Source organism: Paenibacillus sp. 11B (genome assembly GCF_030487755.1).
Taxonomy (GTDB): domain Bacteria; phylum Bacillota; class Bacilli; order Paenibacillales; family Paenibacillaceae; genus Paenibacillus; species Paenibacillus vandeheii.
In genome coordinates this window covers 795,589-808,626 of sequence record NZ_JAUKNS010000002.1, presented here as the reverse complement: position 1 = coordinate 808,626, position 13,038 = coordinate 795,589, and the positions used below count along the sequence as shown (strand labels likewise).

At 42.7% G+C, this 13,038-nt stretch carries 11 protein-coding genes; all 11 read left to right on the top strand.

What is annotated here, in order from left to right; genetic code table 11:
• The first annotated feature begins 92 nt into the window (after positions 1–92).
• The 11 genes from Q0V21_RS11965 to Q0V21_RS11915 all read left to right on the top strand — a co-directional run bounded on the left by Q0V21_RS11965 (position 93) and on the right by Q0V21_RS11915 (position 13,032).
• Complete coding sequence (locus tag Q0V21_RS11965) at positions 93–614, top strand: DinB family protein (protein ID WP_301879079.1); 522 nt, start codon at positions 93–95, stop codon at positions 612–614.
• Positions 615–671: 57 nt separating this feature from the next.
• Positions 672–2,138, top strand: coding sequence for an amidase family protein (locus Q0V21_RS11960; protein WP_301879078.1), 1,467 nt, complete (start codon positions 672–674; stop codon positions 2,136–2,138).
• Between the two features lie 370 nt (positions 2,139–2,508).
• Positions 2,509–3,390 carry an AraC family transcriptional regulator gene (locus Q0V21_RS11955; protein WP_079344125.1) on the top strand — a complete coding sequence of 294 codons (882 nt, stop codon included), beginning with the start codon at positions 2,509–2,511 and terminating at the stop codon, positions 3,388–3,390.
• A 22-nt stretch (positions 3,391–3,412) separates the two neighbouring features.
• Positions 3,413–4,684 (top strand): ABC transporter substrate-binding protein, encoded by a 1,272-nt coding sequence (locus Q0V21_RS11950; RefSeq protein WP_301879077.1) that lies wholly within the window; start codon positions 3,413–3,415, stop codon positions 4,682–4,684.
• 93 nt (positions 4,685–4,777) lie between these two features.
• Complete coding sequence (locus Q0V21_RS11945; protein WP_301879076.1) at positions 4,778–5,683, top strand: carbohydrate ABC transporter permease; 906 nt, start codon at positions 4,778–4,780, stop codon at positions 5,681–5,683.
• On the top strand, positions 5,683–6,507 hold the full coding sequence (locus tag Q0V21_RS11940) for a carbohydrate ABC transporter permease (RefSeq protein ID WP_301879075.1): 825 nt from the start codon (positions 5,683–5,685) through the stop codon (positions 6,505–6,507). The genes Q0V21_RS11945 and Q0V21_RS11940 overlap by 1 nt, the downstream gene beginning before the upstream one ends.
• A 6-nt stretch (positions 6,508–6,513) precedes the next feature.
• The gene (locus tag Q0V21_RS11935) at positions 6,514–9,069 is read left to right on the top strand and encodes a hypothetical protein (RefSeq protein ID WP_301879074.1); all 2,556 of its coding nucleotides are present in this window, start codon (positions 6,514–6,516) and stop codon (positions 9,067–9,069) included.
• Between the two features lie 5 nt (positions 9,070–9,074).
• Positions 9,075–10,172 (top strand): beta-galactosidase BglB, encoded by a 1,098-nt coding sequence (gene bglB / locus Q0V21_RS11930; RefSeq protein WP_301879073.1) that lies wholly within the window; start codon positions 9,075–9,077, stop codon positions 10,170–10,172.
• A gap of 285 nt (positions 10,173–10,457) precedes the next feature.
• The gene (locus Q0V21_RS11925; RefSeq protein WP_301879072.1) at positions 10,458–11,315 is read left to right on the top strand and encodes an MBL fold metallo-hydrolase; all 858 of its coding nucleotides are present in this window, start codon (positions 10,458–10,460) and stop codon (positions 11,313–11,315) included.
• 263 nt (positions 11,316–11,578) lie between these two features.
• On the top strand, positions 11,579–12,220 hold the full coding sequence (locus Q0V21_RS11920) for a FusB/FusC family EF-G-binding protein (RefSeq protein ID WP_301879070.1): 642 nt from the start codon (positions 11,579–11,581) through the stop codon (positions 12,218–12,220).
• A 176-nt stretch (positions 12,221–12,396) separates the two neighbouring features.
• A complete protein-coding gene (locus tag Q0V21_RS11915) occupies positions 12,397–13,032 on the top strand; it encodes a hypothetical protein (RefSeq protein WP_301879069.1) in 636 nt (211 codons plus the stop codon).
• The last annotated feature ends 6 nt before the right edge of the window (positions 13,033–13,038 follow it).

Here is a 13,038-nt window from a genome sequence, read left to right as displayed (position 1 = left end):
ACCAGTACACCAAAGAAATATTGCAAGAATTAAGAGAAATCAAGGAAATTCTAAGAGATCAACGATGACGAATATTTCTAGGAGGAGTTAGGGTGCTTTATGATTTAAAAGGCGAAGTTAGTATGTCCCCTGTTGTTGGGATGTTATATGCAGCGGTTAAAGAAAACATCCAACGACTCCAACTTGTCACGGATGGTATGTCGCAAGAAGAAATAGATTATAAAGGACCTAATAACAACTTCAATAGTACCGCTCAATTAATAAAACATATTACGTACGTCGATCTGAATTGGGTTTATCGAATAAAGGGAAGACCACTTCCTCAGATCTTAAGAGAGCAACATGGCCCCATGATTGATGAAAATGGCAGACTTCCGATGGTTCAAGGGATATCATTGAGTACACTTATATCGACATATGAAGGTGTCATAACCATGTTGAAGGACGCGTGTGTACAATTAACGGATGATGATCTATCGGGGATTGTCACTTTTGGACATGAGAATGAGAAGCAAGCGACCATACGCTGGGGCATATGGCATATCGCTGACCATAGTCGTTATCATCAAGCTCACATTAATCAACTTCGAAGATGGTATCATGACACTCACTAAAAAACGAGAAAAACTGTCATAGGTAATAAGTTTAAGGCACAAAGAAAAGGTGAGAATATGGAAAATTCATTTGAACTGGATCATGTCAATACTGAGGGAAATACGATATTTGGACTACAAGCTGCCATGGAAAAGGGAGAGCTTTGCTCAAGAGATCTGGTTATGTATTACTTGAATCGTATTGCACAATATGACCAAAATGGGCCGAAGATCAATTCCGTGTTGGAAGTCAACCCGGATGCGATTTTTATTGCGGAGGCGTTGGATGCTGAAAGGAAATCCGTAGGGCCGAGAGGGATTTTACATGGTATTCCGGTTTTGTTGAAAGATAACATAGAAACCAAGGATGGAATGCATACAACCGCAGGAGCACTGGCCTTGGAAGCTCATATTAGTTCAAAGGATTCATTTTTAGTCACTAAGCTAAGAGAAGCTGGAGCAGTCATACTTGGAAAAACAAATATGACAGAATGGGCAAATGGCATGTCTACGGATATGTGGGCTGGATACAGCGCTAGAGGGGGACAAGTTTTAAACCCTTATGGCGATTTTTTCCCAGGGGGTTCAAGCACGGGTTCCGCTGCTGCGGTAGCTGCTAATTTTACGATGGTTTCCATAGGAACGGAAACATCTGGTTCCATATTAAGTCCATCCGTTCAGAACTCTATTGTTGGTATAAAGCCAACTGTAGGTCTAATAAGTCGTACTGGAATAATACCGTTCTCACACTCGCAAGATACTGCTGGTCCAATGGCAAGGACTGTAACAGATGCAGCAATCCTACTAGGAATACTTTCAGGAAAAGACGAGGAAGACCCGGCTACTTGGAAAATTCCGCAATCAACAATAGACTACACAACGTGTTTAGACCTCAAAGGGTTAAGAAATGCAACCATAGGAATCTTCAGAAAAGCTCCCATTACACGATATCGTGATAACGAAGAATATGATGAAGTTCTATTTGAAAACGCTGTAACCCAGATTAAAGAAGCTGGGGCTAACATTATTGAAGATATAGACATCCCATCGTTTGACCGAAAGTGGGAGTGGAACAAGTTGAATAATGAATTTAAGCATAGCATTGATCATTATCTGCAAAATCTTCCACCGCATCTACCTGTCCATTCCCTTAGTCAATTAATCGAGTGGAACAAACAAAATGCGGAAAGGTTTTTAAAGTACGGGCAAAACCTTCTCGAAGATAGAGAACAGTTGAATAATCCATTAAATAATTCGAATTACATCTTGGAGTTAATAACGGATTTATATCATTCGCAAAATAATGGCATAGATTATGCTGTACATACATTTGGACTGGACGCTATTGTTTTCCCTTCTTACGTTGGCGCTGATCTTAGTGCAAGAGCGGGATATCCATCAATCGCTGTACCTGCGGGATATAAGGAAAATGGAAGGCCATTTGGAATTACGTTTGCTGGTAAAGCCTTTAGTGAATCGATATTGATTCGTATTGCATTTGCCTTTGAACAGCTAACAGGCTATAGAAAAAAGCCGAACTTATAACAAGCGCCTAATAAATAGGTTTGTTGAAATTTCGGTCTTAGGAGTTATCGATTTGGCCTCTGCTTGCTCCCGTCACCAAGGAAATGAAAGAATAATATTGGGTGTTACTTTAAAAAAGTAAATATATCTTAACCAACCGTTTGCAAGTTGACCGCTGTATAGCCATTGGGCTTTGCAGCGTTTTTTTTATTTCCAACGTCCAGTCAGCATGAAATCCGCACTAATCATTTTCAACAATCCTGATCAACAATACAGCAATATTGTTCGGATTATATCGAAATAACTGTGATACAATTCATTGTAAAGCGCTATCATTGTAAATTATTAAACTATATTGCTTTTTATATTCTGAGAAGGGAGATCTTTATTGATGTTAACCATACACACCCCGACGAATATTGCTTTGCAGGAAAATGAAGTTTATGTGCGATCAGAAGCAGATAATTTTCAGGATGAATGGCCTGTCCATACGCATAACGGGTATGAGATTCATTATTTTATTCAGGGAGATGCAACTTTTTTAATCGGTGATCGAATATATAAGCCGCTGCCCGGTGATATGTTTATATTCAGAGGGGGCGTACCCCACCGGATTAATCCTTCAAGAGAAATAGTGTATAAGCGAAGTTTCGTCAATTTTACGGAATTAATGCTTTTGGACATGCTTGGTATGAGTCAATTGGATAATTTGATGTCCATATTCCGTCATGCCAATGGATTGTTGGTGCATTGGTCCCTGGAGGAGCGTGAATACATCATAGGTATATTTAAGGGGATCAAGGAGGAGATGGATGCCGGAAATACAGGGTATAAAACGATGGTTAAATTGAGTCTTACCCAATTACTACTGCGGATTTACCGGAAAATGAGCAGTGAGCGATCCGTCAATCCTAGTTTATGTTCTTCCCAGAAGCAGACAAGCGTAAGCCGGGTTCTTCATTATTTAAACCAGAATTATACGGAGAATGTTTCTTTGGATGACTTGTCCAAAACACTTCATTTGAATAAATACTACATTTGTCATTCTTTCAAAGAGACAACGGGATATACAATAAGCAATTATGTGATACGGAAAAGGGTGGCAGAGGCCAAAAAATTGTTGCTGTCTACGGATACACCGATTTTGTCCATATCAGAGACATTGGGCTTTAATACACCTGTATATTTTAGCAGGGCCTTTAAGCAATATGTGGGTGTATCGCCACAGTTATTCCGTAAAAATGAATTGCTTAATGAAGCCAAAAATCATTAATCCCTTTTAAGGAGATGTTGATATGACAAGAAGAACAACGTTTAAGCTTGGCACCAGTTTAGTGTTGATCATGTTGCTCATCATCCTGACTGCTTGCTCAAATACAGGTAACAACAGTGATTCGAAATCGACGACTCTTGATTTCTTGTGGTTTTCTGACGGGAAGGAAGGAGAAGTGATGAAGGAAATTATTAAAGATTACGAGCAGACCAATAGCAAGGTTAAGATCAATCTGATTGAGGTGGGCTTCAAGGATATCCAAACCAAATTAAAAACGATGTTATCTGGCGGAAAGCCGCCTGCTCTGAGTCGGGTCACGGATACGGGGTCTTTTGCTAATCAGGCTGTTGATCTTACACCCTACGTGGACAATGCTGATCAATTCGAGGATCAATTCATCGACTCTCTCAAACCTTACTATGTTATGAATGACAAGCTGGTAGCTGCGCCTATGGATGTCACAGCGAATGGGCTTATTTATAACAAAACCTTATTTGATAAAGCGGGCGTCAACGTACCTACTTCTCCTGATCAGGTATGGACGTGGGAGGAATATATCGCTGCGCTGAAAGAGGTTATGGACAAAGGCGGAGCACGATATGGCATGGTATGGGATGTCACTCCGCATAGATGGTCCACGCTTTTGTATCAGAACGGGGGAAGCATCTTAACGGAGGATGGCACTGCGGCAGCAATTAATAGTGAAGCCGGCATCCGAACGATGGAGATGTTCAAGCAGCTTCATCAAGAAGGGATTATGCCTGAATCGGTATGGCTCGGAGGGGAGAACCCGAACAACCTGTTCCGTTCCGGAACGGTAGCTACCCACTGGGCCGGTAACTGGATGATCAGCAATTACAAGGATATCACCGATTTCGAATGGGGGGTCACCTATATGCCAAAAGGAACACAACGTTCTTCTGTGCCAGGCGGAAAGTTTCTTATGGCATTCAAAGGCAGCGGTTATGAGCAGGAGGCGGCAGAGTTCATTGAATATTTAACGTCCAAAGAAGTGAATTCAAAATATAATCAGGAGTCGTTATTTATGAGTCCACGGAAGGATAGCTCCGTACTGAATTATGCATTTGGCAAGGAGATGTTTGAAGTTTTCTCGGATGAACTGAAGAACAGTTCGCCACTTGCAGCCAATGACTGGTCTAAGCAAACGCTTATATCCAAAATTTCAACGGATTTGAAAAATAATATTATGGACGTTCTGTCAGATAAGGCTACTCCGCAGGAAGCATTGGATCGGACGGCCAAGCAGATTAATGAAGCGATTGAAAGTCAATAAAACGTAAAGCCATATTGCTAATTCACACACGGGGGCTTACCGATTTCCTGTTAGGCCTCCCTTTCGATTAACGCATTAGGAAGGGGCAAGGAGATGAGTGAAGGACAACGATTAAATAGTAAAACGCTGGCAAGGCAGAACAGGAAGCTCGTTATTGCTCCTTATCTGTTTATACTTCCCAACCTCCTGATCTTTGGAACTTTTATCGTATTTCCCTCTTTATTGGGCCTGTACTATTCTTTCCATGTCTATGATGGATTGAACCCGATGAAGTTCAACGGGCTGGACAATTATATCAAAATTATAGGGGATCAGGAATTTTGGTCAACCATCGGACGAACGGGGATTTATGCAGCAATTGTTGTTCCGTTAATATATGCAGCAGCATTAGGCATTGCTTTGCTGCTTGCACGCGAGATTCGAATGCGTGGCTTCTTCAGGGCGATATTTTACTGGCCGACCATGATTTCTTACATTATCGTAGGATTGACCTGGAAGTGGATTTTTGGAGATTCATTTGGCATTTTGAATCATCTGTTAACGATGACTGGTGTGGAGCAAGTCGGCTTTCTGACCTCTTCCTTTTGGGCCAATACGGCTGTGATCATCGCGACGGTATGGTCACGTGCGGGCTTTTTCATGGTCATTTTTATTGCCGGCTTGCAGGCCATACCTACAGACTACTATGAGGCTGCACGCTTGGACGGTGCAACGGGAATAAAGGTGTTTCGCTATATTACGCTCCCGCTTTTGAAACCTACAAGCTTACTTGTTGTTATGCTGTCTCTGATTGACGCGTTCAAAGCCTTCCCACTTATGTTTGCGCTTACAGGCGGTGGGCCGGGCAAGGAAACCACATATATTGTTCAATATATTTATGAGATTGGCTTTAATAGGCAGGAGCTTGGCCTGGCCAGTGCCATGTCGGTGATGCTGTTTATCCTTATTGGAGGATTCTCGGCGCTGCAATTCCGTTTATCGAAAGGAGGGGCTGTCTGATGGTGATGAAGCCTCTGGTCAAAATCGTCATCTACAGTATGTTAAGTGTGGCCGCATTGTTGTGGCTCCTGCCTGTTCTGTGGGTCGTGATTTCTGCCCTGAAAACGAATAGCGATCTGTACAGCTTTCCTCCCAAGTTGTGGCCGCAGCCAGTCACCTTCGAGCATTTCAAGGAGGCATTTAGAAAAGGTAATTTCGGCTTGTATTTTATGAATAGTACGATTGTAACTCTGAGCTCCACGCTGCTGCTGTTACTGATCAATTCCATGGCAGGCTTTGCATTGGCGAAGTACCGCTTCCGCGGAAGCTCGATCATATTAATTGCTTTTATCTCAACGCTTATGATTCCAATTGAGGTCATTATGATCCCCATATTCAAAGTACTGAGCGCACTTGGGTTATATAATAGCTTGCTCGCGATTATTATCCCGCCTGCAGCAACCCCGACAGGTGTGTTCCTTATGCGGCAGTATTTGCTGACGGTACCGGATGAGCTGCTGGAAGCTGCCCGGATGGATGGAGCGGGAGAATGGAAAATTTACTGGAGCATCATTCTTCCCATAGCGAAGCCGATTCTGGCAGTACTCGCGATCTTCTCCTTCATGTGGAGATGGGATGATTTTGTATGGCCGTTAATCGCTATTAGTGATCCATCCAAATATACGATCCAGCTTGCACTCTCTAATTTTATTGGTGAATACAACGTAGATTGGGGCAGCCTACTGGCCATGTCCGTCATTACGATGCTTCCGGTGCTGATTGTTTTTATGGTTTTCCAGCGATATTTTGTCAGCGGTATGATTACTTCAGGGATGAAAGGATGAGTTTGGATGTCAGATACCATCAGTGGCAAGATGCACACCTTGAATTACAAGCCTATGAAATTAGGCCACAACCAGGTCATTAATCATTGGATAATTAGCGGCATATACACGAAGCCTGTTGCATTTGTTCCAACAACGATGGAGGGAGATATTAATGATTGGCTTATCGATGGTTTCTCCATTCATGAAAACCCTTGTAGACAGGAATTTGTAGAAAATAGGAGAACGCAGCCTGTGCCCCGATTTTTTGATCACTGGAGTGAGTTTCCAAGCCCGGGAGACCCTCTCAATGGAGAAGAGAACGGGATGCCATGGGAGTTGTATTCTCCTTGGGATAATCCGCGGGTGGAGAAATCAGGATTTTGGTTCGTACCGACACATCTGCGCAGTTACGCGGCGACACGTCTAGTCTCTTCGACTACCCATACGGCCTCTTTCCGGATAAAAACCTATGGCAGTCTAACATTGTGGATAAATGGGGAATTGGTGACGGACTTTGCGCCGCTCATTCGTAATAAGGAGCAGGAAATCATTATTAATGCTGAGCTAGTAGCTGGAATCAATGAGATCTATGCCTGCTGGGAGGACCTGGCTGAGCGTGATACCATGTATGCTTTTGCAGTAGAATACCTGGGAAACGAAGAATTGGATATTTCACTGCCACTTGTTGCTCACTTGGTGGGGCCTGTCCAATCCGCAGAGCGAGCCCTGGAACAGGCTTATTTTCCTTCAGATATCTTTAGAGGTGAGCAGATTAAGCTCAAGCTGCCGCTTCCATTGCCGGACATCGTTAGAGAGGCTGATATTCAATATGGCAATTTCTTTGACGGGACAGAAAACAAAACGATACACATAGCTGAGAGAGAAACGGATCTGGTCCTGGCACATACCAATGAAATCGGCCATCATTACGTATATTTCACACTGGCTATTTCGGTTTCAAACGTGGTACTGACGAAGAAGTTCGGCTGTCAATCCTACGATACCAGCTATGATGAGGCTGCTCAGCAAGCGGCGGATATTGAAGCCCGCAAATCCCTGGCTCTGCGATGTATTGCCGAGAAGGGCAGTCCCAACATTCATAAGGCCATCGCTATGCTGAAGACAGAAGGCAATCTGCAAGAAGCGGAGAAGTTATTGCTTGATGGCGTGGAAGGGATTGAGCAACGGAAGGATTGCAGTGACTTTTATTTGGTGGGGCTATTTCGCCTTTGGAGGGATGAACGAGATAGCGGTTTGTTCAGTGAATCGTTCTGGGATCGGGTAAAAGCAAGCATTCTGGGCTATCGGTATTGGATTGATGAGCCTGGCGATGATGTGATGTGGTTCTTCAGCGAAAATCACGCCTTGTTGTTCCATACCAATGAGCTGTTAGCCGGACAACTGTTCGGGAATGAAACGTTTGGCAACAGTGGTGAATCCGGTGAGGTTCATCGTCAAAAAGCAGAGCAGAGGCTTGCACTATGGTTTGAGCGCTTTTTGGATGAAGGATTGGCCGAATGGAATTCAAGTGCATACATTCCTATTGATGCGGTAGGTCTGCTGCATATCTATGAATTTGCACATAATGAACAGCTCAGACAGCAAGCGAAGAAGGCAATGGACCTGTTATTCTATTATATTACTGTTCAGATGCATCAAGGGGTCATGTCTACAACATTCGGCCGCAGCTATGAGAAGGAACTGTTGGGCAGTTATGCTGCAGGAACGACTTCAATGTGCTGGATTGGTTATGGCGTCGGTCATGTAAACAATTATTCAATCAGCAATGTTGCCTTGAGTTTATCGGATTACATTCCTCCTGCAGCGTATCAGGAGCATCTGAACCTTGGAGGAAATCAGCAATTGGTGTTTGCCAATCAGCAGGGCAAGGGAGGTTACGCCAAGCTCTATCATTGTCGGACACAGGAATACGCCCTATCTTCAATTATTCACTTTCGTCCTAGCAAGGCAGGTTATCAGGAGCATGTCAATCATCTGTCTCTGTCGCCTGAGGCGCAGATTTGGGTGAATCATCCAGCAGAAATATACAAGCACGGGGATGGACGGCCTTGCTATTGGGCTGGAAACGGGATATTGCCGGACGTTGTTCAGCATGAGGGGATTGCTTTGATGATGTTTGATATTCCCGCGAATCAGACGGCTGACTGGACACATGCTTATTTTCCCTCTTATTCCTTCACAGAATGGGTAAGGCATGAGAACTGGTATTTTGTCCGACTGGATAAAGGGTATGCAGCCATATATGCTGCCAATGGAGCATCAATGGAGACCACCGGGGTGACGAGAGAGCGTGAGCTTATTTCCCCCGGATTGCGCAACGCCTGGATTATAAGGGCAGGAAGTGAACAGCAATTCGGCTCATTTGACGCTTTTATAAACCAAATCCGTTCTGCAAGCCCGCAATTCGACAGTCAAGCGTTAACTCTTACCCTGACAGATCCGGTCTATGGTCCAATTCTTTGGGGTATGAACAAGCCCTTTCATATTCAAGGAGAGGAAATAGTACACGACGGTTATGGAGTAAGGGGACAGCTGCAGTTACTGGACATGGAGCGCTGAATCGTATGCAAGAAACCAAGGGAGTGAAAACCAACATGCCGAATCCAATGATGCTGCAGGAGAGAATAAGCAAGGTATCCCGTGCGATGGAGTCTATGAAAAACACAAGCATCAATGAACAATTTCCAATCGGACTGATCGACATTCACCTATGGGAATGGCCGCAAGGTGTCGGCCTTTATGGTCTGCTTCAGCTCTATGACGCAACGAAGGATGCCGAAGTGCTGGAATTTCTTGAATTATGGTACAATGCAAGGCTGATGGAAGGGTTACCGGAAAAAAATGTGAATACATGTGCTCCGCTACTTACTTTGATTTCACTATGCGAGCTGACCGGAAACCAGGAGTACGAACATGTCTGTGAAGAGTGGAGCAGTTGGATCATGAATGGACTGCTGCGAACCGGAGATGGTGCGTTTCAGCATATGATAACGGGAGATGCCAATGATGGACAAATACTGATTGATACCCTTTTTATGACGGTACTATTTTTGGCCAAGGCAGGGGTATACTTCAAGAAACCCGACTTGGTAGAAGAAGCCAAGCGACAGTTCCTTGTGCATATCAAATATCTATATAATAAGAGAACCGGGTTGTTCTATCATGGCTGGGACTTCAACGAAAATCATAACTATGGTGCTGTTCATTGGGGAAGAGGCAATGCATGGTATACAGCGGGGGTCATGGATTTTCTGAATATTATTCCAATCGAAGATGGGCTAAAGTCCTATCTGCTGGATACGGCGACCGCTCAAGTCAGAGCGCTGAGCAAGCTTCAGGATGAGGATGGCATGTGGCACACCGTACTGGATGATCCGGACTCGTACAAAGAAACCTCCGCAACGGCAGCGATTGGATACGGTATTCTCAAGGGAATCCGGTATGGATACCTGGATGAATCCTATCGCCAGACTGGCTTGAGAGCGCTTGAAGCGGTGTTGAAACAAATTGATGATAAAGGAGTTGTACAACAAGTATCCTATGGAACACCTGTGGGGCAGGATGCCCAGTTTTATAAGGATATTCCGCTTAGTCCGATGGGTTATGGACAGGCACTTACGTTGTTCATTCTGATAGAGGGTTTGCATACTTCAGCCTCCTGACTAATACGAGGAGGGCTTGTATGGAGAATATGGGCATGAATATGCCTGTGTTCTCCTTTTTGTAATAGGAATTCCCTTGCGGATTCGTTAAACTAACATATGGGTGCTCGAAAGTGTACATAAATAACGAAAGTAAAAACAAGATAATTCGGAGACCAGCATAAGAAACAAAGGAGGTGATTCCATTGGTAAACCAATAAAATGAGAAAATCTAAATGTTGATTCAAATAAGCATGCAGATTTTCTCTCTTATGAATTAAGAATTTACTATAGAGGAGAAATAACATGCTAAATCAATTAAGTGAAACGATCTACTATCTATCTAACCAAAATGATAAAGAAAGACCGACATTAGGGTTAGTGTGCGGTGATAAATACAGCCTTGTTGTTGATGGTGGGAATTCGGTTCAACATGCCAGGGATTTCTTACATGAAATAGAGAAGTTAAACGTTCCACCCGTTAAATATGTGGTCATCACGCATGCCCATTGGGATCATTTTTTAGGCATGAATGAATACGGAGCTACGATTATTATGAATAGTCTAACTAGCCAAAAGATGAATGAGTGGCGGAACTATTCTTATGATGACCGCTCTCTTCAGGAGTATGTGGATTCCAAGAAGATGACTTCACATTGTATGGAGACGATACAAAATGAAATACAGGAGAGAGAGACATTTCAGTTGTGTCCCCCGGATATCATTTTTGAAAAGTCTCTCCATCTGGACTTGGGCAATAAAGTTTGTGTGCTTGAGACCATTCAAAGTACGCATACGGATGATTCAACAGTTGTGTACATTCCGGATGAAAAGGTGATATTTCTAGGGGATAGTGTGTATTGCACAACGACAAAAGATTTATATCATTTTAAACAGTCTCATTTATTGCCTATGATAGAAGATATTCAGAAATATGATGCTACACATTTTCTTCTTGGTCATGAATCGATCTGTGACTTGGAGGAGATGGATAAATATTATAAAGAGCTCATCTTAGCCAATAATGCTGTGAAATCAACATCCTTAGAGGAAGCGATTGAGCGATTTGAGGCAGCCAATGAACGAAAAGCAAATGACGATGAGCTTTTTTTCTTACAAGGATTTGTGAATGATCAGATATTACAATTAAATGCAACGAAATAAAAGAATATCCATGAGGTCTCATTTCAATTGATCCGTCCGAAATTCTCTGATATACTTTTCGCATGATATTTGATTGGGGGTTACTCAGATGGCAATGCTGAATTGCTCGTTAGCTAGAAATAACTCATGCAAAGCCTGATCGGGGGCGATACTTTGCGTGGGGTGCGATAGTCTGGATTCTTTCGCCCAAACTTAACTTTATCGTTTCTAATAACAGGCTTTGCCCTTATTGAATTTTTATGAATAATAAGGAGCTGAAAGCTATGAGTACATCATTTATTAGAAACCACCAATATAATCTGATTAAAAGACAAGCTGAATTTGTTCGCAAAACGTTTCAATCCGCCGCGGACCGCAGGGTCCTGGAGACTGTGAGATACAGCGCTGCAACAAACATCATTGCAGCATTTACGGAACTGACAGAGAATCAGCAGCAACTGCTGGAGCAAATATCGTCACTGGGGACAACAGATGATTACCAAAGGTATTTGAAAACGTTAGAACCTTACCTGGAGTTGTATCCACCGATTACGTTGAAGCAAATTCAGAAGTTATTTCCGAAGAACAAAAAGATGAAAATGCCTGATCTACAATCCATTGATTTTCGTTATGTAACGTATCTGAGCTGGGTAGATATTGCTACAAACAAATTATTCATTGTATATCCGTTTGAAGGACAGTTTATCGGTATTGAGGGAAGAATAACGCCGACACACAAGAAGGGGTATTGCCTATTCTGTAATCGGCATCAAGAGCTTGCTTTCTTCACGGTTAAAACCAAGAACGCTTTACCGGATAATTATTCTGCGATTGGTCAATACGTATGCATGGATAACCAAGGATGTAATCACAGCATTACCAATACAGAATCGCTGGAGAAGTTCATTCTCTCCGTTCGTAAGTAAGGGTTATAACAAGTAAAGGGCTGCCTGCAAAGGTGGCTTTTTTTTTGCTTACGTATGTTTCCTCAGAGGTGTTCGGAAAACATTGGAAAAAAAGGTTGATCATTGTTATTGTTAACATGTAGTCATACATAAGAATCTCAAAATCATTTATATAACGCATACAAAGGAGAAACAATATGACGGTCGTTGGAATATTGGGGACGATTCATAATCCAGAATTAAGAGAGAAATATAGTAGCTCACTTACCTTGTATGAGGAGCTAATTACAGAATTCAACCCGGATATTATCTGTGGTGAAGTGCATCCCCTAAGTTGGAAGAAGTATAACGTGGATAAACAGGATAAGGGATACTGGGGAGAGCCGGCCAGTGAGTATTGGGAGCTTGTCTTTCCATTGTGCGAGGAACGGAATATAGAGTTTGTGCCAATAGACTGGTTTGAGTTAGATGTCTGGAATGATTTTGATCCCTTTAACGGCTTCTCAGAAGAGCAGCGTAAAGCGTTGGAGAAGATCGATGATGAATGGTTTGCTAAACAAATGAATACACATGACGTTGGATCGATTCCCTTTAACTCGGTTGCGTTTGATACTATGACCAAACAAAAATATGAATGGCTGGATCAGATTAATCCAAAAGCCAATAACTTTAGATGGATCGTACGAAATCAGATTATGATTCAACGTGTGAAGAACACATATCATTCAAATCCGGGTAAGAAAATTTTATGTGTTGTGGGAGCAGATCATAATTATATTTTTAAAGAGGAATTGAGTAATGAACCGATTGAATTGATATATCCTTTACGATAGTTCAAT

Coding starts and splice junctions, on each gene's coding strand:
- Q0V21_RS11950 (WP_301879077.1), top strand. CDS start 3,413: ATGACAAGAAGAACAACGTTTAAGCTTGGCACCAGTTTAGTGTTGATC.
- Q0V21_RS11945 (WP_301879076.1), top strand. CDS start 4,778: ATGAGTGAAGGACAACGATTAAATAGTAAAACGCTGGCAAGGCAGAAC.
- Q0V21_RS11955 (WP_079344125.1), top strand. CDS start 2,509: ATGTTAACCATACACACCCCGACGAATATTGCTTTGCAGGAAAATGAA.
- bglB (WP_301879073.1), top strand. CDS start 9,075: ATGCAAGAAACCAAGGGAGTGAAAACCAACATGCCGAATCCAATGATG.
- Q0V21_RS11960 (WP_301879078.1), top strand. CDS start 672: ATGGAAAATTCATTTGAACTGGATCATGTCAATACTGAGGGAAATACG.
- Q0V21_RS11915 (WP_301879069.1), top strand. CDS start 12,397: ATGACGGTCGTTGGAATATTGGGGACGATTCATAATCCAGAATTAAGA.
- Q0V21_RS11935 (WP_301879074.1), top strand. CDS start 6,514: ATGTCAGATACCATCAGTGGCAAGATGCACACCTTGAATTACAAGCCT.
- Q0V21_RS11920 (WP_301879070.1), top strand. CDS start 11,579: ATGAGTACATCATTTATTAGAAACCACCAATATAATCTGATTAAAAGA.
- Q0V21_RS11940 (WP_301879075.1), top strand. CDS start 5,683: ATGGTGATGAAGCCTCTGGTCAAAATCGTCATCTACAGTATGTTAAGT.
- Q0V21_RS11925 (WP_301879072.1), top strand. CDS start 10,458: ATGCTAAATCAATTAAGTGAAACGATCTACTATCTATCTAACCAAAAT.